General features: G+C 59.1%; 21 protein-coding genes. 9 read left to right on the top strand and 12 right to left on the bottom strand.

Annotation, left to right across the window (positions count from 1 at the left end):
• Positions 1–6: 6 nt before the first annotated feature.
• The 8 genes from WBK23_RS08035 to WBK23_RS08000 all read left to right on the top strand — a co-directional run bounded on the left by WBK23_RS08035 (position 7) and on the right by WBK23_RS08000 (position 5,697).
• Entirely contained in the window at positions 7–732 is a 726-nt protein-coding gene (locus tag WBK23_RS08035; protein WP_424483459.1) for a class I SAM-dependent methyltransferase, read from the top strand.
• Positions 732–1,232, top strand: coding sequence for a hypothetical protein (locus WBK23_RS08030; protein ID WP_424483458.1), 501 nt, complete (start codon positions 732–734; stop codon positions 1,230–1,232). Before WBK23_RS08035 ends, WBK23_RS08030 begins: the two co-directional genes overlap by 1 nt.
• Entirely contained in the window at positions 1,232–2,443 is a 1,212-nt protein-coding gene (locus WBK23_RS08025) for a beta-ketoacyl-[acyl-carrier-protein] synthase family protein (protein ID WP_424483457.1), read from the top strand. Before WBK23_RS08030 ends, WBK23_RS08025 begins: the two co-directional genes overlap by 1 nt.
• The gene (locus WBK23_RS08020) at positions 2,440–2,895 is read left to right on the top strand and encodes a hotdog family protein (protein WP_424483456.1); all 456 of its coding nucleotides are present in this window, start codon (positions 2,440–2,442) and stop codon (positions 2,893–2,895) included. The genes WBK23_RS08025 and WBK23_RS08020 overlap by 4 nt, the downstream gene beginning before the upstream one ends.
• Positions 2,892–3,620: a 3-oxoacyl-ACP reductase FabG gene (fabG, locus tag WBK23_RS08015; protein WP_424483455.1), complete on the top strand. Its 729-nt coding sequence runs from the start codon at positions 2,892–2,894 to the stop codon at positions 3,618–3,620. The genes WBK23_RS08020 and fabG overlap by 4 nt, the downstream gene beginning before the upstream one ends.
• Entirely contained in the window at positions 3,620–4,855 is a 1,236-nt protein-coding gene (locus WBK23_RS08010; protein ID WP_424483454.1) for a beta-ketoacyl-ACP synthase, read from the top strand. The genes fabG and WBK23_RS08010 overlap by 1 nt, the downstream gene beginning before the upstream one ends.
• A gap of 79 nt (positions 4,856–4,934) precedes the next feature.
• The gene (locus WBK23_RS08005; protein ID WP_424483453.1) at positions 4,935–5,378 is read left to right on the top strand and encodes an excinuclease; all 444 of its coding nucleotides are present in this window, start codon (positions 4,935–4,937) and stop codon (positions 5,376–5,378) included.
• Complete coding sequence (locus WBK23_RS08000; RefSeq protein ID WP_424483452.1) at positions 5,368–5,697, top strand: c-type cytochrome; 330 nt, start codon at positions 5,368–5,370, stop codon at positions 5,695–5,697. Before WBK23_RS08005 ends, WBK23_RS08000 begins: the two co-directional genes overlap by 11 nt.
• Positions 5,698–5,751: 54 nt before the next feature.
• Here the strand turns inward: WBK23_RS08000 and hemE are convergent, their stop codons facing one another.
• The 11 genes from hemE to WBK23_RS07945 form a co-directional block, all read right to left on the bottom strand.
• The gene (gene hemE, locus WBK23_RS07995; RefSeq protein WP_424483451.1) at positions 5,752–6,819 is read right to left on the bottom strand and encodes a uroporphyrinogen decarboxylase; all 1,068 of its coding nucleotides are present in this window, start codon (positions 6,817–6,819) and stop codon (positions 5,752–5,754) included.
• 241 nt (positions 6,820–7,060) lie between these two features.
• The gene (locus WBK23_RS07990; RefSeq protein WP_160012939.1) at positions 7,061–8,479 is read right to left on the bottom strand and encodes an FAD-dependent oxidoreductase; all 1,419 of its coding nucleotides are present in this window, start codon (positions 8,477–8,479) and stop codon (positions 7,061–7,063) included.
• Positions 8,480–8,513: 34 nt separating this feature from the next.
• Positions 8,514–12,962, bottom strand: coding sequence for a glutamate synthase large subunit (gene gltB, locus WBK23_RS07985; RefSeq protein WP_424483450.1), 4,449 nt, complete (start codon positions 12,960–12,962; stop codon positions 8,514–8,516).
• Positions 12,963–13,201: 239 nt separating this feature from the next.
• Complete coding sequence (locus WBK23_RS07980) at positions 13,202–14,782, bottom strand: AAA family ATPase (protein ID WP_424483449.1); 1,581 nt, start codon at positions 14,780–14,782, stop codon at positions 13,202–13,204.
• Positions 14,783–14,792: 10 nt separating this feature from the next.
• A complete protein-coding gene (gene aroB, locus WBK23_RS07975; RefSeq protein ID WP_424483448.1) occupies positions 14,793–15,896 on the bottom strand; it encodes a 3-dehydroquinate synthase in 1,104 nt (367 codons plus the stop codon).
• Between the two features lie 51 nt (positions 15,897–15,947).
• The gene (gene aroK / locus WBK23_RS07970) at positions 15,948–16,466 is read right to left on the bottom strand and encodes a shikimate kinase AroK (protein WP_424483447.1); all 519 of its coding nucleotides are present in this window, start codon (positions 16,464–16,466) and stop codon (positions 15,948–15,950) included.
• 4 nt (positions 16,467–16,470) lie between these two features.
• Positions 16,471–18,597 (bottom strand): type IV pilus secretin PilQ, encoded by a 2,127-nt coding sequence (gene pilQ, locus WBK23_RS07965; protein WP_424483645.1) that lies wholly within the window; start codon positions 18,595–18,597, stop codon positions 16,471–16,473.
• 56 nt (positions 18,598–18,653) lie between these two features.
• Entirely contained in the window at positions 18,654–19,175 is a 522-nt protein-coding gene (gene pilP / locus WBK23_RS07960) for a type 4a pilus biogenesis lipoprotein PilP (protein ID WP_424483446.1), read from the bottom strand.
• Entirely contained in the window at positions 19,175–19,792 is a 618-nt protein-coding gene (pilO, locus tag WBK23_RS07955) for a type 4a pilus biogenesis protein PilO (protein WP_424483445.1), read from the bottom strand. The genes pilP and pilO overlap by 1 nt, the downstream gene beginning before the upstream one ends.
• A complete protein-coding gene (gene pilN, locus WBK23_RS07950) occupies positions 19,789–20,361 on the bottom strand; it encodes a type 4a pilus biogenesis protein PilN (RefSeq protein ID WP_424483444.1) in 573 nt (190 codons plus the stop codon). Before pilN ends, pilO begins: the two co-directional genes overlap by 4 nt.
• Positions 20,361–21,425 (bottom strand): pilus assembly protein PilM, encoded by a 1,065-nt coding sequence (locus WBK23_RS07945; RefSeq protein WP_424483443.1) that lies wholly within the window; start codon positions 21,423–21,425, stop codon positions 20,361–20,363. The genes pilN and WBK23_RS07945 overlap by 1 nt, the downstream gene beginning before the upstream one ends.
• Positions 21,426–21,606: 181 nt before the next feature.
• On the opposite strand from WBK23_RS07945, the gene WBK23_RS07940 reads away from it, so the two are divergent.
• Positions 21,607–24,024 (top strand): penicillin-binding protein 1A, encoded by a 2,418-nt coding sequence (locus WBK23_RS07940; RefSeq protein ID WP_424483442.1) that lies wholly within the window; start codon positions 21,607–21,609, stop codon positions 24,022–24,024.
• A 70-nt stretch (positions 24,025–24,094) separates the two neighbouring features.
• Here the strand turns inward: WBK23_RS07940 and WBK23_RS07935 are convergent, their stop codons facing one another.
• Positions 24,095–25,363: a malic enzyme-like NAD(P)-binding protein gene (locus WBK23_RS07935; protein WP_424483441.1), complete on the bottom strand. Its 1,269-nt coding sequence runs from the start codon at positions 25,361–25,363 to the stop codon at positions 24,095–24,097.
• Between the last annotated feature and the right edge of the window lie 87 nt (positions 25,364–25,450).

Below are 25,450 nucleotides of genomic sequence, written 5' to 3'. Positions count from 1 at the left end.
ATATTTATGAGCAACCCGGCCGCCAGCTACGTCGAGGAAACCCGTTTCGGTTTCTGGTTTCTGCAGAGCCATGTCTGGCAACACCATGTGCTGCGCGTGGCGATCAATGACCTGTGCGGCCTGTTCGACAGCCCGCTGTCGGAAGCGCCGGTGCTGCTGGATGTCGGCTGCGGCCAGGGCAAGTCCTTCGGCCTGCTCGCCGAGGCGTTCAAACCGGCGCGGATAATCGGTCTGGATGCCGACCCGCACAGCCTCACCTGCTCGCGCGCCGAGGCCGAGCGCCTGGGCCTGGATGTGCAGCTGATCGCCAGCGACTGCGCGGCCATCGACCTGCCCGACGCCAGCGTCGACCTGATGTTCTGCCACCAGACCTTCCATCACCTGGTCGAACAGGAACAGGCGCTGGCCGAGTTCTGGCGCGTGCTAAAACCGGGTGGGCGGCTGCTGTTCGCCGAATCGACGCAGTTCTATATCGACACCTGGGTGATCCGCTGGCTGTTCCGTCACCCGATGCATGTGCAGAAAAGCGCCGAAGGCTATCTGGACATGCTGCGCGGCCAAGGCTTCGAGTTCGCCGCCGAGAATGTCTCCTACCCCTACCTGTGGTGGAGCCGCTCCAAGGACTTCGGCCTGCTGGAACGCTGGGGCCTGATGAAACCCAAGCCGGTTGGTCAGCGCAATGAAACCCTGGTCAATGTGGTGGCGCGCAAGCCGCTGGAACCGAACCTCTGATGTCACGTGCCCTGCTTATCGGCCTGTGCCTGCTGCTCGCGGCCTGCGCCGCACGCACGCCGCTGCCGTTGCAACCGTCGCCGCCGGCCGCGCCGTTACCGCTGGCCTTGCAGCTAGAGCGCGTGCAGGCCGGAAGCCTGCAGACCTGGTGGCTGGTGCTGCAGGACGAACACGGCGCGCTGCGCGTCTCGCTGTTCGACCCGCTCGGCGTACCGCTGGCGCGCCAGCTGCTGCGTGACGGCGCATGGCACAGCGACGGCCTGCTGCCGCCCAATAGCGAAGCCCGCGAACTGTTTGCCGCGCTGCTGTTTGCCCTGACGCCCACACCACTGCTAAGCCAGCACTACGCGGGCGACGACTGGCAACTGGACGCCGATGGCACTCGCCGACTTAACCCGCAGTGGCGAATCAGTTACCGTGCGCCGCTGGATTTCACCCTGCACAGCCCGCCCGACCTGGATTACCGGGTCAGCGCGCTGCCTGACGATAAGGCTCCCTGATGGCCGCATACCTCTCTGCCCTGGGCCTCAACTGCGCCCTCGGCCAAGGCAAGCACGCGGTGGCGACGGCGTTGTTCGCCGGCGATGCCAGCGGCATGCGCGCGCAAAGCGGCTGGGTGGCCGACCGCGAACTAACTGTCGGCGCGGTGCCCGGCAGCCTGCCGGAGTTACCCGACCTGCCGGGCCATCCGCCGAGCCGCAATAACCAGCTGCTGCTGGCCGCCGCCCTGGAGATAGAGGCCGAGATTCGCGCCGCTATCGCCCAGTTCGGCGCGGATCGTATTGCTGTGGTACTCGGCACCAGCACCTCGGGCATCGAGGAAGCCAGCCAGAGCATCGCCGCGTACCTCAACCAGGGCGCACTGCCGGCACACTACCACTACGCCCAGCAGGAACTGGCCGCACCGGCGAGCTTTCTCAGCGACTGGCTGGGCCTGAGCGGGCCGAGCTACTGCATTTCCACCGCCTGCACCTCGGGCGCGCGGGCGCTGCTCAGTGCCCAGCGCCTGCTCAATCTGGGCGTGTGCGATGCGGTGCTGTGTGGCGGCGTGGACAGCCTGTGCCGCCTGACCCTGAACGGTTTCTCTGCCCTGGAAGCGGTGTCGGCCGAACGCTGCAACCCGTTCTCGGCCAACCGCCATGGCATCAATATCGGCGAGGGTGCAGCGCTCTTCCTTATGACTAAACAACCCAGCCCCATCGCCCTGCTCGGCGGCGGTGCCAGCTCCGATGCCCACCATATTTCCGCGCCACAACCCGAGGGTATTGGCGCGCAGACCGCCATGCGCAAGGCGCTGGCGGCTGGCGCAATCGACGCCAGCGAGATCGATTACCTGAATCTGCACGGCACCGCCACCACGCACAACGACGCCATGGAAAACCTGGCGGTGCAGGCGGTTTTCCCTGACGGCGTGGCCTGCTCATCGAGCAAAGCATTGACCGGCCACACCCTCGGCGCGGCCGGCGCACTGGAAGCCGCCTTCTGCTGGCTGACCTTGAGCGAGTTCAACCCGCAAAAACTGCTACCGCCGCATATCTGGGACGGCCAGGCCGACCCGGCCTTGCCTGCACTAAACCTGGTAGCAACCGGCACGCGCCTGAGCAACAGCCAGCCGCGCCGCTTGATGAGTAACTCCTTTGCCTTTGGCGGCAACAATATCAGCCTGCTCTTGGGTGAAGAGCCGGGTGAAAAGATGGGAGGCGCGCTATGAGCCAGTGGCCAATCGCCGAGCTGATTCCCCACGCCGCCGACATGATTCTGCTCGACCGGGTCGTGAGTTTCGGCGACGAGGACATCGAAACCCAGCTGACCATCCGTAACGGCGGCCTGTTTAACCTGGAAGATGGCAGCCTGCCGGCCTGGGTCGGCATCGAGCTGATGGCGCAGAGTGTGGCCGCCTACGCCGGCTGCCAGGCGCGCCTGCTCGGGCAACCGGTGGAGCTGGGCTTTCTGCTCGGTACGCGGAACTTCCAATGTAATGTCGAGCGCTTTCCGGCCGGCACCGAGCTTCATATCAAGGCCTTGCGCTCGCTGCAGGACGACAACGGCATGGGCGTATTCGAGTGCCAGCTGTCCGGCCCCGGCATCGAGGCCTTCGCCCGCCTCAATGTGTTCCGCCCACCGCAGGTGGCCAGCTATCTTCAGGAAGAACTACCGTCATGAGCGAAACCATTCTGGTCACCGGCTCCAGCCGCGGCATCGGCAAAGCCATCGCCCTGCGCCTGGCCAAGAGCGGCTACGACATCGTGCTGCACTGCCGCGCCCGACGTGACGAGGCCGAGGCCGTACAAGCGCAGATCGAGGCGCTGGGCCAACAAGCGCGCATCCTGCAATTCGACGTGTCCGACCGCGCCACCTGCCGCGCAGCATTGGAAGCCGATGTCGAGCAGCACGGCGCGTATTATGGGGTTGTGTGCAACGCCGGCCTGACCCGCGACGGGGCCTTTCCGGCGTTGAGCGAGGAAGACTGGGACCTGGTCATGCGCACCAACCTGGACGGTTTCTACAACGTGCTGCACCCGCTGACCATGCCGATGATCCGTCGGCGCAAGGCCGGGCGCATCGTCTGCATCACCTCGGTGTCCGGGCTGATCGGCAACCGCGGCCAGGTCAACTACAGCGCCTCCAAGGCCGGCATCATCGGCGCGGCCAAGGCCTTGGCGATCGAGCTGGGCAAGCGCAAGATCACGGTCAACTGCGTGGCCCCGGGGCTGATCGACACCGAGATACTCGACGAGCTGGTGCCGGTCGGGGAGATCCTCAAGATGATCCCGGCAGCGCGCATGGGCACCCCGGAAGAAGTGGCCGGGGCGGTGAATTTTCTGATGTCCGAGGAGGCGGCCTACATTACCCGCCAGGTCCTCGCAGTGAACGGCGGGCTGTGCTGATGAACGGTTGCAAACGGGTGGTAGTCACCGGCATGGCTGGCGTGACCTCGCTGGGCAGTGACTGGCCGGCGATCGCGGCGAACTTCAAAGCCGGCAAGAGCGGCATCCGCTATATGACCGAGTGGGACCGCTTCGGCGAGCTGAATACCCGCCTGGGCGGCCCGGTGGACGGCTTCGAAACGCCCAAGCACTGGACGCGCAAGCAGACCCGCAGCATGGGCCGAGTGTCCAAGCTGGCGGTGTACGCCGCCGAACGCGCGCTGGAGCATGCCGGCCTGCTCGGCGACGAGTCGATCAAGGACGGGCGCATGGGCGTGGCCTGCGGCTCGTCCACCGGCAGCACCGACGAGATCAAGGCGTTCGGCAATATGCTGCTCAATTCCGTAGCGGACGGCCTTAACGCCAACTCCTATATCCGCATGATGCCGCACACCACGGCTGCCAATATCAGCATCTTCTTCGGCCTCAAGGGCCGCCTGATCCCCACCTCCAGCGCCTGCACCAGTGGCAGCCAGGGCATCGGCTACGCCTACGAGGCGATCAAGTTCGGCCGCCTGCCAATGATGCTGGCCGGCGGTGCCGAGGAACTCTGCCCGACCGAGGCCATGGTCTTCGATGCGCTCTACGCCACCAGCCTGAAGAACGATGCACCACATACCTCGCCGCGCCCCTACGACAGCGGCCGCGACGGCCTGGTGATCGGTGAAGGGGCCGGCATCCTGGTACTCGAAGAGCTGGAACACGCGCTGGCCCGTGGCGCGACCATCCATGCCGAGATCGTCGGCTTCGGCTGCAATTCCGATGGCCAGCACGCCACCAAGCCGGTGCAGGCGACCATGCGCGGGGCTATGCAGCTGGCGCTGCAGGATGCCGGCCTTGCGCCTTCTGCCATCGGCTACGTCAACGGCCACGGCACCGCCACCGACCAGGGCGACGTGGCCGAGACCCAGGCCACTCAGGAACTGTTCGGCAGCCGCATGCCGATCAGCTCGCAGAAGAGCTACTTCGGCCACACCCTGGGTGCCTGTGGCGCGCTGGAATCCTGGTTCAGCATCGAGATGATGAACTCAGACAGCTATGTGCCGACGCTGAACCTGGACACTATCGACCCGGCCTGCGGTGAGCTGGACTACCTGCGCGGCGAGTTCCGCCCGATGCGTCATGAGTACGTGATGAACAACAATTTCGCCTTTGGCGGGGTGAATACCTCGCTGATCTTCAAGCGCTGGAGCTGAGAGCAGGCTGGATTACACTTGCTGCGGCGGCAATACTTTTGAGCCGTTCCGAGCAAAGCCTTATAACAAGGAGCAACCTATGAACGCCAAATCCTGGATCCTTGCAGCAGCCTGCTTGAGCCTGTTCCCGGCCATTAGCCAGGCTCGCGACACCACGCACTTCCTGCCCTTTGAGACCGCGCTGCAGGAGGCCCTGAATGCCGGCCGCCTCGACGGCAGCGTGAAGTTCTACCTAGCGGGCAACAAACCGGCCGGCTCGGTCAGCGTGATCAAGTCCGGCGTATTCACCAGCAAGAAGGCTAATGCGTTTAATAAGTCTGACGAAGCGGCCTGCAACTGGGCCCTGCAATCAGTGCTGATCTATTTCCAGAACGCCGCCAAGGCCGCCGGTGCCAATGCCGTGGTCGACCTGGCCAGTAACTACAAGAACGTCGAGTACAAGGACAGCCAGAAGTACGAATGCCACGCTGGCGCGATCATGGCGGGCGTAGCGCTCAAGGGAAACCTGGCCAATGTCAAATAAGCCGGCGCTGCTCGGCCTGCTTGGTGCGCTAACTCTGCTCGCCAGCCTGCCCGCGCTGGCCGAGGTGGATGGCCAGCAGCTGTACCGTCAGCACTGCGCCAAATGCCACGCCGAAGACGGCCGCGCCAACACCATGCGCGGCTGGCTGTACTTTGCGCAGAACCTGAGCAAAGCCAAGTGGCAGGACAACAACAGCGACAGCGACATCCTCGAAGCCATTCAGGATGGCCCCGGTGCCATGCCCGGCTACGCCGACAAGCTCAGCGAAGCCGAACAGCTGGCGTTGGTAAAGGCCGTACGCGATTTGCGCCAACCTTGAACAACACGCAGATAAAACAAAGGCCGCTAATGCGGCCTTTGTTTTATGCAGGTTTTATTGATGGTACTGCGCAGACAACTCATGCACCGCTTCGAAGAACGCGCCGGCGTGGGCCGGGTCGACCTCCGGAGTGATGCCGTGGCCGAGGTTGAACACCTGGCCGCTGCCATGACCGTAGGCGGCGAGAATACGGCCCACTTCGGCACGGATTGCCGCCGGGTTGGCGTACAGCACGCTCGGGTCCATATTGCCCTGCAGCGCCACCTTATTGCCGACTCGGGCACGGGCGCTACCGATATCGCAGGTCCAATCCAGGCCCAGGGCTTCGGCGCCGCTGTCGGCCATCGACTCCAGCCATAGACCGCCACCCTTGGTGAAAAGAATCACTGGCACACGGCGACCGTCGTGCTCGCGGATCAGGCCGTCGATGATCTTCTGCATATAGGCCAGAGAGAATTCCTGATAGGCCGCGGACGACAGCGAACCACCCCAGGAATCGAAAATCTGCACCGCCTGTGCGCCCGCCTTGATCTGCCCGTTAAGGTAGGCGGTGACTGACTGCGCCAGCTTGTCGAGCAGCGCGTGCATGGCCTGCGGGTTGTCGTAGAGCATGGCCTTGGACTTGCGGAAATCCTTGCTTGAGCCGCCTTCCACCATATAGGTGGCCAGGGTCCAGGGGCTGCCGGTGAAGCCGATCAGCGGCACACGGCCATTCAGCTCGCGGCGAATGGTACGCACCGCGTCCATCACATAGCCCAGGTCCTGCTCCGGATCCGGGATCGGTAGCGCCTCGATATCGGCCATCGAGCTGATGACTTTCTTGAAGCGCGGACCTTCGCCAGTTTCAAAATACAGGCCCTGGCCCATGGCATCGGGGATGGTCAGGATGTCAGAGAACAGAATCGCCGCATCCAGCTGCGGGTAGCGATCCAGCGGCTGGATGGTGACCTCGCAGGCCAGCTCCGGGTTCTTCATCAGCTTGACGAAGTCTCCCGCTTTGGCGCGGGTGGCGCGGTACTCCGGCAGGTAACGACCGGCCTGGCGCATCATCCACACCGGGGTGACGTCGACAGGTTGCTTGAGCAGAGCACGAAGGAAACGGTCGTTCTTCAGGACGGACATCGGCAGGATTCCTGGAAATTCGGCAAGGAAGCGTCACGACGAAGGAGTGTGCGGGAGTCGGCCAGTGGCGTCCCCCTCCTCCGGGCGGGCTCCTGGGTCACAGGCGCACCGCGCACCGTGACGCAGAAAAAGTGCGGGTATTTTCGCAGAGCGCAAAACAAAAGGCACGGCGAGTGCCGTGCCTTTTGTCTATTGCGACGATTTGCCTCGCCCCAGGGGGATGAGCCAATCACGCTGTAGCTTAGACCCCGAGGTAATCCAAGATGCCTTCAGCGGCATTACGCCCTTCGAAGATCGCAGTCACCACCAGATCGGAACCGCGAACCATATCGCCGCCGGCGAAGATCTTCGGGTTGCTGGTTTGGTGCTTGAACTGGCTCTGCTCCGGCGCTACGACGCGGCCCTGGCTGTCGGTTTCGATCTCGAAATCGCTGAACCAGGCAGCCGGGCTTGGACGGAAACCAAAGGCAATCAGTACAGCTTCCGCCGGGATGATTTCCTCGGAGCCGGGAATCGGCTCAGGGCTGCGACGGCCACGGGCATCCGGCTCGCCGAGACGGGTCTCGACCACTTTCACGCCCTCAACCTTGTCTTCACCGACGATGGCGATGGGTTGACGGTTAAAGAGGAACTTCACCCCTTCTTCCTTGGCGTTCTTCACTTCCTTGCGCGAGCCCGGCATGTTTTCTTCGTCGCGGCGATAGGCGCAGGTCACCGACTTGGCGCCCTGACGGATCGAAGTGCGGTTGCAGTCCATCGCGGTGTCGCCGCCGCCGAGGACGACGATGCGCTTGCCCTTCATGTCGATAAAGTCTTCCGCGTTCTTCTCGAAACCGAGGTTGCGGTTGACGTTGGCGATCAGGAAATCCAGAGCATCGGTGACGCCCGGCAAGTCTTCACCGGGGAAGCCACCCTTCATATAGGTGTAGGTGCCCATGCCCATAAACACGGCATCGTACTCATCCAGCAGCTGCTGCATGGTGATGTCTGTGCCGATCTCGGTGTTCAGGCGGAACTCGACGCCCATGCCGGTGAAGACTTCGCGGCGATTGCTCAGCACGCTCTTCTCCAGCTTGAACTCAGGGATACCGAAGGTCAGCAGGCCACCGATTTCCGGGTTCTTGTCGAACACCACCGGGGTCACGCCGTTGCGCACCAGTACGTCGGCGCAGCCCAGGCCAGCAGGGCCTGCACCGATCACGGCGACGCGTTTGCCAGTTGGCACCACGCGCGACATATCCGGACGCCAGCCCATGGCAAACGCCGTATCGGTGATGTACTTCTCCACCGAGCCGATGGTCACCGCGCCGAAGCCGTCGTTCAGGGTGCAGGCACCCTCACACAGACGGTCCTGCGGGCACACACGGCCGCAGACTTCCGGCAGGGTGTTGGTCTGGTGCGACAGTTCGGCGGCGGCGAGGATGTTGCCCTCGGACACCAGCTTGAGCCAGTTGGGAATGAAGTTGTGCACCGGGCACTTCCATTCGCAATAGGGGTTACCGCAGCCCAGGCAACGATGCGCCTGGTCGGCCGCTTGCGCAGGCTTGAAGTTGTCGTAGATCTCGACGAACTCTTTCTTACGCTGACGCAACAGTTTCTTCTTCGGGTCTTTGCGCCCGACTTCGATGAACTGGAAGTCGTTATTCAGACGTTCAGTCATTGCAATACCTCATCAAACCACTTCAGGCGCATTCTTATTGCGGGTTGGCACGGGTGCTGGAGAGCAACGACTTCAGGCTTGCCGCCTTCGGTTTGACCAGCCAGAACTTGCGCAGGTAGTCGTCGAGGTTTTCCAGCAGGTTGCTGCCCCACTCGCTGGCGGTTTCCGCCACATATTCGGTCAGCACGCCGCGCAGGTGGCTGCGGTAGGCTTCCATCGCTTCGTTGTTGATCCGCTGGATTTCCACCAACTCGTGGTTCACCCGGTCAACAAAACTGTTGTCCAGGTCGAGCACGTAGGCGAAGCCGCCGGTCATACCGGAACCGAAGTTGTAGCCGGTCTTGCCCAGTACGCAGACGAAACCGCCGGTCATGTATTCACAGCAATGGTCGCCCGTGCCTTCAACCACGGTGTGCGCACCGGAGTTACGCACGGCGAAGCGCTCGCCCGCAGTACCAGCCGCGAACAGCTTGCCACCGGTGGCACCGTACAAGCAGGTGTTGCCGATGATGGCCGACTCCTGGGTCTTGAACGGGCTGCCTTTAGGCGGAACGATAACCAGCTTGCCACCGGTCATGCCCTTGCCGACGTAGTCGTTGGCGTCGCCTTCCAGGTACATGTGCAGACCGCCGGCGTTCCACACGCCGAAGCTCTGCCCTGCAGTGCCCTTGAAGCGGTAGGTGATCGGGGCCTTGGCCATGCCCTGGTTGCCGTGGGCGCGGGCAATTTCGCCGGAGACACGGGCACCAATGGAGCGGTCGCAGTTACAGATATCCAGCGCGAACTCGGCACCGCTGGCAGCGACGATCGCCGGCTTGGCCAGCTCGACCATCTTCTCGGCCAGCAGGCCCTGGTCGAACGGCGGGTTCTTCTCGACCTGGCAGAACTGCGGCTTGTCAGCCGGGATGTGGTCGCTACCGAGCAGCGGGCTCAGATCCAGATAACCCTGTTTGGTGGTTTCACCCGGCAGCATTTCCAGCAGATCGGTACGCCCGATCAGCTCTTCCAGGCTACGTACGCCCAGCTTGGCCAGCCACTCGCGGGTTTCTTCGGCGACATAGGTGAAGAAGTTCATCACCATTTCAACGGTGCCGATGAAGTGATCCTTGCGCAGCTTGTCGTTCTGCGTGGCCACGCCGGTGGCGCAGTTGTTCAGGTGACAGATGCGCAGATATTTGCAGCCCAGGGCGATCATCGGCGCGGTACCGAAGCCGAAGCTTTCGGCACCGAGGATGGCGGCCTTGATCACGTCGAGGCCGGTCTTCAGGCCGCCGTCGGTCTGCACCCGCACCTTGCCGCGCAGGTCGTTGCCGCGCAGGGTCTGGTGGGTTTCGGCCAAGCCGAGTTCCCACGGCGCGCCAGCGTACTTGATCGAGGTCAGCGGCGAAGCGCCGGTACCGCCGTCATAGCCAGAGATAGTGATCAGGTCGGCATAGGCCTTGGCCACGCCGGCGGCGATGGTGCCAACGCCAGCTTCTGCTACCAGTTTCACCGAGACCAGCGCCTGCGGATTGACCTGCTTGAGGTCGAAAATCAGCTGCGACAAGTCTTCGATCGAGTAGATGTCGTGGTGCGGTGGTGGCGAAATCAGGGTCACACCCGGCACTGCATAACGCAGCTTGGCGATCAGCCCGTTGACCTTGCCGCCTGGCAGCTGGCCGCCTTCGCCGGGCTTGGCACCCTGAGCGACCTTGATCTGCAGCACTTCGGCGTTGACCAGGTATTCCGGGGTCACGCCAAAGCGGCCGGTAGCCACCTGCTTGATCTTCGAGCTGCGCACGGTGCCATAACGAGCCGGGTCTTCACCGCCCTCACCGGAGTTGGAGCGTGCGCCCAGGCGGTTCATCGCCTCGGCAATCGCTTCATGCGCCTCAGGCGACAATGCGCCGAGCGAGATACCGGCGGAGTCGAAACGCTTGAGGATGGCCTCGAACGGCTCGACTTCGTCCAGCGACAGCGGCTGGTCAGCCAGTTTGACCTTAAGCAGGTCGCGCAGCATCGACACCGGACGGGTGTCGACCAGGGTGCTGTATTCCTTGTACTTCTCGTAGCTGCCTTGCTGCACAGCGGCCTGCAGGGTGTTGACCACATCCGGGTTGTAGGCGTGGTACTCGCCGCCGTAAACGAACTTGAGCAAGCCACCTTGCTGGATGGTCTTGCGCGCGTTCCAGGCTTCGCCCGCGAGCAGTTTCTGTTCGTTTTCGATATCAACGAAACGCGCGCCCTTGATGCGGCTGGCCACACCACGGAAGCACAGTTCGGTGACGTCATCGGCCAGGCCGACGGCTTCGAACAGTTGCGCACCGCGATAAGAAGCAACAGTGGAGATACCCATCTTCGACAGGATCTTCAGCAGGCCCTTGGAGATGCCTTTGCGGTAGTGCTTAAACACCTCATAGAGGTCGCCGAGCACTTCGCCGGTACGAATCAGGTCACCCAGCACTTCGTAAGCGAGGAACGGGTAAACCGCCGACGCGCCGAAGCCGAGCAGCACCGCATAGTGGTGCGGGTCACGGGCGGTGGCGGTTTCGACCAGGATGTTGCAGTCGCAACGCAGACCTTTTTCGGTCAGGCGGTGGTGAATCGCACCGGTGACCAGCGAGGCGTGCGCCGGCAGCTTGCCCGGAGCAATGTGGCGGTCAGACAGAACCAGCAGCACCTTACCGGCGCGCACCGCTTCTTCGGCCTGATCGGCCATATTGCGCACGGCCGCTTCCAGACCCAGCGACTCGTCGTAGTTCATGTCGATCAGCTGACGCTCGAAGCCTGGGCGATCCAGGTTCATCAGGGCGCGCCACTTGGCCGGCGAGATCACCGGGCTGCTGAGAATCACGCGGGCAGCGTGTTCTGGCGACTCGGCAAAGATGTTGCGCTCGGCACCGAGGCAGATCTCCAGTGACATCACGATGGCTTCGCGCAGCGGGTCGATCGGCGGGTTGGTAACCTGGGCGAACTGCTGGCGGAAGTAGTCGTATGGCGAGCGCACGCGCTGGCTGAGCACGGCCATCGGCGTGTCGTCACCCATCGAGCCCACGGCTTCCTGGCCCTGCTCACCGAGCGGACGCAGCACCTGGTCACGCTCTTCGAAGGTGACCTGGTACATCTTCATGTACTGCTTGAGCTGATCCGGGTCGTAGAACGCCGAACCATGGTCGTTGTCTTCCATGGTCGACTGGATACGCGTGGCGCTCTTGCGCATCCACTGCTTGTAGGGATGACGCGACTTCAGGCGGTTGTCGATGTCATCGCTACCGAGGATCTGCCCGGTTTCGGTGTCGACCGCGAGAATCTGCCCTGGGCCTACGCGGCCTTTGGCCAAGACGTCTTCGGGTGCGTAGTTCCACACGCCGATTTCCGAGGCGAGGGTGATATAGCCATTCTTGGTGGTGACCCAGCGCGCCGGGCGCAGGCCATTGCGGTCGAGCAGGCACACGGCGTGGCGACCATCGGTCAGCACAACGCCGGCCGGGCCGTCCCACGGCTCCATATGCATGGAGTTGTACTCATAGAACGCGCGCAGATCGGCGTCCATGGTCTCGACGTTCTGCCAGGCCGGCGGAATGATCATGCGCACGCCACGGAACAGGTCGATGCCGCCGGTGACCATCAGCTCGAGCATGTTGTCCATGCTCGAGGAGTCGGAACCCACGCGGTTGACCAGCGGGCCCAGCTCTTCCAGATCCGGAATCAGGTCGTTGGCGAACTTCAACCGGCGCGCCTGCGCCCAGTTGCGGTTACCGGTGATGGTATTGATCTCACCGTTGTGCGCCAGGAAGCGGAACGGCTGCGCCAGCGGCCACTTCGGCAGGGTGTTGGTGGAGAAGCGCTGGTGGAATACGCAAATGGCGGTCTGCAGGCGTTCGTCACCCAGGTCCGGGTAGAACTGCTGCAGGTCGGCCGGCATCATCAGGCCTTTGTAGATGATGGTCTTGTGCGAAAAGCTGCAGATGTAATGGTCGCTGTCGGCGGCGTTGGCCACCGAGGAACGACGACGGGCGCTGAACAGCTTGATCGCGAAGTCCTGATCGGACAGGCCTTCACCACCGATAAACACCTGTTCGATCTGCGGCAGACGCTCAAGCGCCAGGCGGCCAAGCACGCTGGTGTCGACCGGCACTTTGCGCCAGCCCACCAGGCTCAGGCCGGCAGCCAGAATCTCGCGGTTCATGTTCTCGCGGGCAGCCTCAGCCTTCGCCGAATCCTGATTGAAGAACACCATGCCCACAGCATATTGCTTGGGCAATTCGACGGCGAAATGCTGCTGGGCCATGGCCCGCAGGAACGCATCGGGTTTCTGAATCAACAGGCCACAACCATCACCGGTCTTACCGTCGGCGTTAATCCCGCCGCGGTGGGTCATGCAGGTCAGCGCTTCAATCGCGGTCTGCAGCAGGTGATGGCTAGCCTCGCCCTGCATATGGGCGATAAGGCCGAAGCCGCAGTTATCCTTGAACTCATCAGGACGGTACAAACCTGCTTTCATAGGGACTCTCACCAGACGGCCTATCACAAGGCAATTACTTTCTAATTCAACCACTTACCGTGCGCGCAGGACTAAGCCCCAGCTTTGCGCAGGCGAAAGGGTGGTCATTGTACATACCCACCTAGGTCGTCACAAATCTTAGTGACGAAGCCTTGAAACCTTATGTCGCGAAAACGAAGGAACAGACTGGAAGGTCGTGGTAACGACCGACCAGTCAGCACAGCGGCGCAGTGTAACAGTTAGCGAGCCTGGGCAATCTCTTGCTGGATACCGGCAAAGTTACGCGGCCAGGGCTTACCCGCCTGAATTTTGGCAGGCAAGGCGCGCAACGCGGCTTGCGCCGCATCGCGAGTGGCAAAACTGCCGTAGGTCACCACGAACAGCGGCTTACCCTGATGCTGTTTCTTGAAGTAGTGGTAGTCAGCGCCATTGGCACGCACAAAGGCTTGCGCGCCACTTTCCAAGCGAGCGCCCAGAATCTGCAGGGTGAACCGCGCACCCGCCTGAGTCGCATACCAATCACCCGTAACTGCCGGCTTAGTCGCCACCGGGGCCACCGCTGGCGCTTGCGGCTTGACCACGGCAGGAGCAACAGGTGCGGCCACGACCGGCTTGACCGCAGGCGCAACCGGAGGTGCAGCCTTGATCGGCTCAGGAGCAGGCACGGCTGCCGGTGCCGAAACAACCGGAGCAACCGGACTCACCTCGGCCACGACATCAGCGGCACTGGTGCCGCTTGCCACGTCAGCCTCTTCAGCACCACTCAAGCCCGCCGCCTGCGCCAACGGCTCGCGAATCACCGGTTGCGCCTCGCCCACCAACGGCAGTGGCACTGGCTGATTCGCACCTTCAAACTGGATCGCCGGCGCAGCGCCACTCGGCGAAACCACAGGCTCGGTCACCACAGCAGGCGCTGGTACCTGACCAAACGGCAACTGAGCAACCACTGGTGCCTCAACATCCTCAACCACTCGCCCTTGCATAAACCAGGCTGCCAGTACGCCAACCGCGACGACACATAGGGCCAGCAGATGCTTACGCGGCAAGCTGAAAGAGAAACCGCCGCGATTAGCCGCATTACGCTGCGCCAACATTGCCTCGATCAGACTCTCGCGCGCCACCTGATTGATGCCGCCCGGCCAGCCCGCGGACTGCTCATGAATATCGGCAACCTGCTCGTCCGAGAGCAACTCAATACCCTGGCCCGCGCCTTCGAGCCGTTGCGCCATGTATTCACGCGTCTCATCTTCGCTATAAGGCTGCAATTCGATGACGTGAAAGCGCTCCTCGCCAGCAGCAACCTGCTCAAGCCGCGAGAGCAACTGCGACTCCGCAAATAGGAATACATGCGGACGACCTTCTGCATTACCAACGGCCAGGCTCAGCAAACTGGTCAGCGCCGCATCACTAAGATCTTCCGCATCGTCGACTAGCACATAGACTTCCTGCCCCGTCAGCGCCAACTGGCCAACCTGAGCCAGAACCGCCGGCAGCTCAGCACGCTGCACCTGCAAGCCCTGCGCAATCTGACGCAGGATACTTGCCGGATCAGAAGCGCCCTTGGCCGAAACCACGACGCTCTGCACGGTCTGCTTATTGGTACTGGCGACCAAGGCCTGGCGCAGCAAGGTCTTGCCGCCGCCCACCGGGGCACTTACGACCAGCAGCAGCTGGCTATAGCGTGCAAGGTGGTGCAACTGGCCAAGCACCGGCTTGCGCTGCGCCGGGAAAAACTTGAAGCCAGGCACTCTCGCAGCAAAAGGATCGTGAGTGAAATGGTAGTGATCGAGGAACGCCTCGTCAGCATGCAAACTGGTCATGGGACACTCGTTAATTTTTAAGCTGAGCCAGTTGCGCCGCATAATCTGCGCTCAACGTAGCATTCAAAATTTCGCGGGAAAATTCACTGGTTACCACTGCCTCACCCAAACCGCGCAGCAGCACCAGGCGCAACTGGCCATCCAGCACCTTCTTGTCGACCGCCATGTGCTGCATAAAATCCGCAGGAGTCATTTCCTGGGGAGGAACCACCGGCAGACCGGCTGCCAGAAACAGCCGCACTGCGCGCTCGCGCTCAGCCGTCGAGATCCAGCCAAGGCGCTCAGACATATCCAGCGCCATCACCGTACCTGCTGCAACAGCTTCGCCATGCAGCCAGACACCGTAGCCCATATGCGTTTCGATGGCATGGCCAAAGGTGTGACCCAGATTCAAGGTTGCCCGCACACCAGACTCACGCTCATCCGCCGCCACCACACGCGCCTTGGCCGCACAGGAACGGGCAATCGCAGCAGTCAAAGCCGCCTGATCAAGCGCACGCAGTGCCGACATATTCTCTTCGAGCCAGGTCAGGAACGGCTCGTCACAAATCAGGCCGTACTTGATTACCTCAGCCAAACCGGCTGACAGCTCACGCGCTGGCAAGGTAGCCAGAGTCGCCGTATCAATCAACACGGCTTGTGGTTGGTAAAAGGCACCGACCATATTTTTACCCAGCGGATGATTGATCCCGGTCTTGCCCCCTACCGACGAATCAACCTGCGACAGCAGTGTGGTCGGCATCTGGATAAAGTTAACGCCGCGCTGATAGCAGGCCGCCGCAAAGCCGGCCATATCACCAATAACGCCACCGCCCAAGGCGATCACCGTGGTCCTCCGGTCATGCCGAGCGCTTAACAAACCATCAAAAATCAGCTGCAAGATATCCCAGGTTTTGAATGCCTCGCCATCCGGCAGCACCACCGAGGTCAACGCATAACCACCGAGCGTCCGCTCAAGAGCCTCCAAATAAAGGGGGCCCACCGTCTCATTGGTCACTATCGCGACCTGCCGCCCGACTATATGTGCGGTCAGCAAATCACTGCGCGCAAGCAGTTCAGCCCCGATATGAATCGGGTAACTGCGCTCACCGAGATCGACATGAAGAGTTTGCATAAAGCCCCCAGATTGCAAAGGGGCCTAGGATAGCGCAGTTCAGCCTGCGCTTTAACGGGGAGAAAGCGCCTCAAGACGCTCAAGAATCTCTTGCACAACCAGACGAGGCGGACGCTCATCGGTCTCTACAACGACATCGGCGATTTCGCGATACAGCGGATCGCGAATAGCCAGCAGATCCGCAAGGACCTTTCCCGGATCTGCAGCCCTTAACAAGGGCCGATTACGATCACGCGAAGTACGATCCACCTGTTGCTCAACCGAAGCATGCAGATAGACGACATGGCCACCACGGCGCAACGCGACACGATTCTCAGCCCGCATCACAGCACCACCACCAGTAGCCAGCACCATACCGTCCACATCGCAAAGCTCTGCAATTACCGCCTGCTCACGCTCACGAAACCCCTGCTCACCCTCAACATCAAAGATCCAGGGAATATCCGCGCCCGTGCGCTGCTCAATCTCTTTATCAGAGTCCTTGAACGGCAACCGCAACTCTTTAGCAAGCAAACGCCCGATGGTGCTCTTACCTGCACCCATCGGGCCTACGAGAATCAAATTACGCACTGAATCAACGACTCACCGCGACGGCTTGATTATTCATGATGCGTGGAGTCAGGAAGATCAAGAGCTCGGACTTACTGTCCTGCACAAGATCTCGCCTAAAAATTCGACCTAGGTAAGGAAGATCACCCAAAAATGGAACTTTATCTACAGATTTAATTTGAGTATTAGAGAACACACCACCAAGGACAATAGTTTCACCATCACTCACCAGCACTTTAGCATTCACCTCATTTTTATTAATCGGCGGCACACCATTCAGCACACGAGAAAAGTCAGGCGAATCCTTGGACACTTTGACCTCCATGATAACTCGATTATCAGGAGTAATTTGAGGCGTGACCTCTAATGAAAGCGCAGCTTCTTTAAACGAAGTAGTCGTAGCACCGCTAGAACTCGCCTCCTGATAAGGAATCTCTGTACCCTTTAGAATTTTGGCGGTTTCTTTGTCTGAGGTCACTACTTTAGGCTGGGAGATTACCTCTCCGTTACCAGTTTTTTCCATTGCTGAAAGCTGCAAATCCAAAATAGCATTATCCGTGATAAAACCTATACCAATCCCAGCTGTACTATTAAGTACGCCAAGATCCACAAAAGGGACAGGTGACCCAGCTGGATTTACCGGAAGAGTACAATTACCCGCAAAAGGCCCACAATTGAAACCCTCCTTCTCTTTTATACCTATGTTTCCACTTTTCCCAAAAGAGTTCCACTTGCCGTCGCCAGTCTGAAGCGCCCCACCCCAGCGCACGCCCAAGGCTTTATCATAATCTACACCAGCCTCAACTATTCGAGCTTCAATCATAACTTGCCGAACAGCAACGTCAAGCTGCGTAACAATACGACGCAACTCATCAATACGATCCTGCGTTAGTGTCACAATAAGAGTGTTAGTTCTGTCATCAAAAATAACAGACCCCCTCATATCGTCCTTCAGAACCCCCTTCGCATCATTATCCTCATATATTTTGGCAATATCTGAGGCCTTGGCATAGTTCAGCTGAATAACATCTTTACGCAACGGAGCAAGTTCCGAAACCTGCTTCTGAGCCTCCATTTCCTGACGCTCACGGGCAGCTATCTCATCAGCAGGTGCCACCATCAAAACATTACCAACCTTGCGCTTATCCAACCCTTTAGTCTTAAGAACAAGATCAAGAGCCTGATCCCAAGGGACATTTTGCAATCGCAGCGTAATATTCCCATCAACAGTATCGCTTGCAACCAAATTAAGATCCGTAAAATCCGCAATCAACTGCAGCACCGACCTAACGTCAATATCCTGGAAGTTTAGAGAAAGCTTTTCGCCAGTATAAGCAAAGCTATCTGCCTTCCGCTTCTCTGCATCAGTCTGCGTTAACGGTTTAACACTAATTGTAAGCTTATTGTCAGTCTGATACGCCAAATAATCATAAAGCCCGGCAGGCTCAATAATAATACTAGCGCTATCAGGCGTGCCTGTAGCGCTAACGAACTGCACAGGCGTTGCAAAATCCTTTACATCCAACTTTACCCGAAGCGTTTCAGGCAACTGAGTCTTAGAGAAATCCAAACGAATCTTACCGCCTTGATCTTGGATATCCGGGCTAACTGATGCATCAGACAAAGTAATGACCACGTTACCCTCGCCCTGCTCCCCACGCTGAAAATCAATATTACTGATATCCCTAACCATCGGACCGTAGGCCTTAGCGGGAAGAGATGCAACTTGGGCCGCTACCGATGCAGTACTAGCAGTCACAACACCACTAGAAGCCCCCTCACCTACAATCACAAAAAGGTCATTCCCCTCAACACGCGTATTATATGGTGCGAGGTTCGTCAAATTAACAATAAGTCGCGTACGATCTTTCGCCTCGACGATGGTTACGCTACGGGCGTTACCCACACCTAGCTCTCGATTCTTTGAGCCGAGCTTATTTGAGACACCAGGTAAGTCAAGTGCGATACGAGCCGGCTGCTCTATAGTGTATCCACGCGGCGCAGACACAGGCTCATCAAAGGTAAGTTTCAACTCAACACGATCGCCTGGCAAAGCAACAACATCAAGAGCCTGCAAATTCGCGGCCCACAACGATGGAGATAGAAACACGGCCAATAGCGGGAGGCCAAGGCGAGAAATAGAACTCTTCATAATCATATTCCATTGAGCAGACCATTTATTTTTCTTCATAACCGACTCCGCTCTGATTAAGAGCGCTCCTTAAGGGACAGGCTCCGCGGCCGCTCCAGCCAACCACCTTCACCATCTGGAACGATTTCAATTACATCGACCTTAGACTCATCTATTGCAAGAATTCGCCCATGATTCCTACCAAGATAATCACCAACCCTGACCCGATGAACACCACCCGCGCCACTAACAAGCGCAAAGGAACCTGTGTCATTTGCCAAGGTACCTACCATTTCAAACACTTCTATATTGAAGCCTTCAAGAAATTGTTTGGTACGAGCCTCATCTGGCTTAATATCTTGAGACCCCTTTTGACCACTGAGTATGTCTATCTTCACGGGAGGCTGAAAGGGGCTACGCAAAGCAGCGGCACTGTAGGCAAAGCTCTCATACGGCTGAAACTTTGGCAGCGGCTCAATCTCACCTTTAGGCCTAGCACGCACCTCATCCATATAGGCTTGCAAATCCGAAAAATCCCCGCCCCCACAACCACTCAAGGACAACACACATAAAACACAGGCCGCGTAAGGAATCCTCATCACTGAACTCCCTTATCATTATAACGGTAAGTCTTTGCCAATATACTCATTCGCAGCTTAGTTGAGCTGTCAGAGTCCGGTAGCAACTCAAAATCATGCAGCGTAACAATTCGAGGAAGGCTCGCGACCCCGCTAACAAATGTAGCAAGGTCGTGATAGCTACCTACAACTTTTATCTGTATTGGGAGTTCTATATAAAACTGCTGAGCAGCCTCAGGAAGCAACTTTATCTCCTCAAATTCTAGCCCACTACCCAAGCCTGTACGAGTAATATCTTCAAGCAGCCCTGGAACCTCGGTATCACTCGGCAACTGTTTTAGTAACGCCCCGAAAGAAACCTCCATCTCCTGCATCTGCTCTTTATATGCATCCAAGTTTGCCGCCTGAAAAGCTTTTCTCGAAAATTGCTCCTTCAAAGAGCCCTCTTCTATCTGCTTCCCCTCAAGCTGCGCCTGCATATCTTTCAGATGAAAGTTGTAGCCAAGAGCCAATACAGCAACCAACAGCAAGAACCCAGCAATAACCTTAACAACTGCCGGCCAAGAGCCAATATTATTAAAATCAAGGTCGTTTATATCAACTTTACGCAAACTTTCTAACGCATTACTCAGGCTCATTGCTTTACCCCCTCAGCGTCAAGCGCAGGCATTGTTTGCTGCACGCTCAGCTGAAACACGTTTGCCTGATCAACCGCACCCGCAGTAACAGACTTGACCTCCGTCAGATTAGGCGAAATCATCCACTCCGACGCATCCAAATTACGCATCAAATTTGAAACTCGATTGTTAGATTCAGCAGCCCCAACAATTGCAATATTTTTCGCCGTCATTTTAACGGCAGTGAAATGCACACCATCTGGTAAAGTTCTAACCAACTGATCGAACACGCGCCCAATAATTGGTCGATTCCCTTGAAGGTCCTGAATAATCTTCATCCGCTCAAGAAGCTGCTGCCGACGGGTCTTCAACTCACTGATTTCTTTGATTCGCGCATCCAGAACCGCAATTTCCTTACGCACAAATTCATTGCGTGCATCTTGCTGTTCTATAGCACCGTTCAAGTACTGATCGCCAAGGAACACAGCACCCGCCGCAACTACGAATACACCCGCGAGGGTCACCAAGAAACGCTGCTTGCGCTCCTCACGTAACTGCTCGCGCCATGGAAGTAGGTTAATCCGCGCCATTAGTCGAAACTCCTCATCGCCAGACCACAGGCAATCATCAAGGCTGGCGCGTCGCTGGCGAGCGCCCCTGCGTTGACCTTGCCACTCAGCGCCATTTCAGCGAATGGGTTGGCGACCAACGTCTGCGTGCCAATTTTTTGCTGAATCAAGCGATCCAAGTCAGGAATGGAGGCGGTTCCGCCGGCCAGCAGGATGTAATCGACATCATTGAACTGGCCCGCAGCAAAGAAGAACTGTAAAGAGCGTGCGACCTGCTGTACGACAGCTTCTTTAAACGGCTGCAATACTTCGCTGTCGTAATCGTCAGGCAAGCCACCTTGCTTCTTGGCCAGCCCCGCCTCTTCGACAGACAAGCCATAACGCCGCTGAATTTCTTCAGTCAGCTGCTTGCCGCCAAACAGTTGCTCACGGGTATAGATAGTGCGTCCGTTATGCAGGACGCTCAGCGTGGTCATGGTCGCGCCAATATCAACGACCGCCACGGTCAGCTCATCACGACCGCCGCCCAGCTGGTCAATCAACAGACCGTAGGCGCGCTCAAGCGCATAGGCTTCAACATCGACCACTTTGGCCGTCAGGCCTGCAAGTGCCAGAGCGGCCTCGCGGACTTCAACGTTTTCCTTGCGACAGGCGGCGAGCAGGACTTCAACTCGATCCGCGTTGCGCGGGGATGAGCCTTGCACCTCAAAGTCGATTGCCACTTCTTCCAATGGATAAGGAATGTACTGGTCGGCTTCGATCTTCAGCTGATTTTCAAGCTCATCGTCTGAAAGCCCAGCTTCCATCTCGATGGTCTTGGTAATCACCGCGGAGCCGGCCACGGCAACCGCGACCGTCTTGACGCCGCTTTTGGCCTTGGCCAGAACGCGTGACAGGGCCTGCCCCACCCCTTCAAGCTCGGCGATGTTTTTCTCAACCACAGCGTTAGGTGGGAGCGGCTCGACAGCGTAAGCCTCTACTTTGTAGCGGCTTCCTGAGCGACTCAATTCGAGGAGCTTGACGGAGGTCGAACTGATATCGATCCCGAGTAGCGTATTCGCTTTCTTATTGAAGAGCCCTAGCACGACCGATTTCCTATTGGCATCCGCGACTTACGGACTATTTATGTTTTTTCACATTAAATAACAGTCTTGACAGAAGCGCAAATGGCTACCTAGCAAAAAAACCGCTTATAATGTGATCAGTTTTTCTCTTTTAACCTTGTGTTCCGCTTAACCCGTTCTTTTATCTGGAAATACAAAAATCTTGATACATCTTTTGCGTTTTTTTTGCTGGTCTTGCCTCGCCGCTTTTTGTGGCTTGGTGCTCAGTTTCAGCGGGGCCTTCCTCTATCTTAGCCCCAGCCTTCCATCCGTCGAATCTTTGCGCAGCATTCAGCTGCAGATTCCACTGCGCATCTATAGCAGCGACGCCAAGCTAATTGCCGAATTTGGTGAAATGCGCCGTTCGCCAATCGCCTTCGCCGACATTCCACCTGACTTTATCAGCGCATTATTAGCAGCCGAAGACGACAATTTTGCCAACCATTATGGCGTCGACCTGACCAGCCTGATGCGTGCTGCAACGCAAATATTGAAAAGTGGGCAGATCCAAACCGGCGGCAGCACCATCACTATGCAGGTGGCGAAGAACTTCTTCCTCACCAGCGAGAGAAGTTTCTCGCGCAAGATCAACGAAATACTCCTGGCCCTGCAGATTGAACGCGAGCTCAGCAAGGACGAAATCCTCGAGCTGTACGTGAACAAGATCTACCTGGGCAATCGCGCCTACGGCATCGAGGCCGCAGCGCAGGTGTACTACGGCAAGTCCATCCGTGACATCAGCCTCTCGCAGATGGCGATGATTGCCGGCCTGCCGAAAGCGCCTTCGCGCTTCAACCCGCTGGTCAATCCAACCCGCGCGCTGGAGCGCCGCGACTGGATTCTCGGGCGCATGCACAGCCTCGGCCGTATCGATAAGCAACGCTATGACGAAGCGGTGGCCGAACCGATCAAGGCCAGTTATCACGTACCCGCACCCGAGCTGGTGGCCCCCTATATTGCCGAGATGGCCCGCGCCGAAATGGTTGGGCTCTATGGCAGTGGCGCTTACACCGACGGGTTCAATGTCACCACCACAGTACCCAGCGACTTGCAGCTCGCGGCCAACACCTCAGTGCGCCAAGGCCTGATTGCCTACGACCAGCGCCATGGCTATCGCGGCCCGGAAAGCCGCCTGCCAGGCATGACCAAGGACAACTGGCTGGCCGAGCTGGCCAAACAGACCTCGCTCGGCGGCCTGGAACCTGCAATCGTTACCGGTGTCGAGAAAAGCGGCATTCTCGTGCTGATGCGCAATGGCGAAGAACAGGCGATTGCCTGGGACAGCATGAAATGGGCACGCCCCTTTCTTAATACCAACAGCCTCGGCCCGCGCCCACAGCAACCGGCGGATGTCAGCCAGATCGGCGACTTGATCCGCGTGCAACGCCAGGACGATGGCAGCCTGCACTTTGTTCAGCTGCCTGCCGCCCAAAGCGCGCTGGTGTCGCTGGACCCACGCAACGGCGCGATTCGCGCGCTGGTCGGCGGCTTCTCCTTCGAGCAAAGCAACTACAACCGCGCCGCTCAAGCCAAGCGTCAGCCGGGTTCCAGCTTCAAGCCGTTCATCTACAGCGCCGCCCTGGACAAAGGCTATACCGCCGCCACCCTGGTCAACGACGCACCCATCGTGTTTGCCGACGATGCCCTGTCGCAGGTCTGGCGACCGAAGAACGACAACAACACCTTCCTCGGCCCGATCCGCCTGCGCGAAGCGCTGTACCGCTCGCGCAACCTGGTCTCGATCCGCCTGCTGCAAGACCTCGGGATCAACAGCACCCTGAGCTATATCGAACGCTTCGGTTTTGAAAAAAACGACCTGCCGCCCAACCTGTCACTCGCGCTGGGTACTGCCAGCCTGACGCCACTGGAAATCGCCGAAGGCTGGAGCACCTTTGCCAACGGTGGCTACAAGACCACGCCGTATCTGATTGAGCGAATCGAAGACCGCACCGGCAAGCAACTGTTCAACGCCAGCCCGGCGCAGACTCCGGAAGGCATTGCACAGCGCGCCGAGCAAAACAGCGCGCTGCCACTCAGCGTCGGCGAGCAACCGCTACCGGCTGAACCGGTGATGGCCGAACAGATTATCGATGGCCGCACGGCTTACATCATGACCAGCATGCTGCAGGATGTGATCAAGCGCGGTACCGGACGCCGCGCCATGGCACTGGGCCGCGATGACCTGGCGGGCAAGACCGGTACCACCAACGAGTCGAAGGACAGCTGGTTCTCCGGCTACAACGCCGACTACATCACCACGGTCTGGGCCGGCTTCGACCAGCCGGAAAGCCTTGGCCGCAACGAGTACGGCGGCACCGTCGCCCTGCCGATCTGGATGAGTTACATGGCCGTGGCGCTGAAAGACAAGCCCAGCCATCTGCTCGCGGAACCGGAAGGCCTGCTGACCCTGCGCATCGACCCTCTCAGTGGCCGCGCCGCTACGCCCGATACGCCAGATGCCTACTTCGAGCTGTTCAAAAGCGAAGACTCGCCGCCACCGATGAGCGAACTGGAGCCCGGCATGGGCATCCCTGGCAGCCCATTGCCTGCTGATGAAGCCGCGCCCATCGACCTGTTCTAGATCCCACTAACACGGTTAAAACGCAGCCAATAAAAAACCCGCCGAAGCGGGTTTTTTATTGGGCGAAGGCTTAGCCGTTGAACACGTCGTTAACCGACTGCAGCGGGTAGTGCTTCGGATACGGCAGGGTGGCTACGCCGCTTTCGATGGCGGCCTTGGCCACTGCATCGCAGACCACGGTGATCAGACGCGGGTCCATCGGCTTCGGAATGATGTACTCGCGGCCGAACGACAGGGCGATGCCACCGTAGGCCTCGCAGACTTCCTGCGGTACCGGCAGCTTGGCCAGTTCACGCAGGGCCAGGGCGGCGGCAATCTTCATCTCTTCGTTGATGCGGGTGGCGCGAACGTCCAGGGCACCACGGAAGATGAACGGGAAGCCGAGCACGTTGTTGACCTGGTTCGGGTAGTCCGAACGGCCGGTGGCCATGATCACATCGTTGCGGGTGGCGTGAGCCAGCTCGGGCGAGATTTCCGGGTCCGGGTTGGAGCAGGCGAACACGATCGGGCTCGGGGCCATGCGCTTGAGGTCTTCAGCCGCCAGCAGGTTGGCACCCGACAGGCCGACGAATACGTCCGCACCATCCAGGGCATCGGCCAGGGTGCGCTTGTCGGTTTCGCTGGCGAACACCGCCTTGTACTGATTCAGGTCGTCGCGGCCAGCGTGGATCACGCCTTTGCGATCGATCATAAAGATGTTCTCGACCTTGGCACCCATGCTCACCAGCAACTTCATGCAGGAGATCGCGGCAGCGCCAGCGCCCAGGCAGACGATCTTGGCTTGCTCCAGAGTCTTGCCAGCGATTTCCAGGGCGTTGAGCATACCGGCCGCCGTCACGATGGCGGTGCCGTGCTGGTCATCGTGGAATACCGGAATGTCGCACTGCTCGATCAGCGTGCGTTCGATCTCGAAGCACTCGGGTGCCTTGATGTCTTCCAGATTGATGCCGCCGAAGGTGATGGAGATACGGCGCACGGTGTCGATAAAGGCCTGTGGGCTCTCGGACTCGACTTCGATGTCAAATACGTCGATGCCGGCGAAGCGCTTGAACAGCACGCCCTTGCCTTCCATCACCGGCTTGGAGGCCAGTGGGCCGAGGTCGCCCAGACCGAGAATCGCGGTACCGTCGGAAATGACTGCCACCAGGTTGCCCTTGCCGGTGTAGCGGTACGCCAACTCCGGATCACGCGCGATTTCACGCACAGGCTCAGCGACGCCAGGACTGTAGGCCAGGGACAGATCGCGTGCGGTGGCGGTGGGCTTGGTTAGCTCGACACTCAGCTTACCCGGACGGGGATAGGCGTGATATTCGAGAGCGGCTGTTTTCAAATCAGACATGTTGGCATTTCCGCTTTGGGCTGTTGAACAGGCAGGCGGCGAGGATACGCAAGTTGTATACAGCTGCACAAGACTGCCTGGTCTGGA

The sequence above is a fragment of the Pseudomonas sp. genome (assembly GCF_049653025.1).
GTDB lineage: Bacteria > Pseudomonadota > Gammaproteobacteria > Pseudomonadales > Pseudomonadaceae > Aquipseudomonas.
This window is presented reverse-complemented; position numbering and strand designations above follow the sequence as displayed.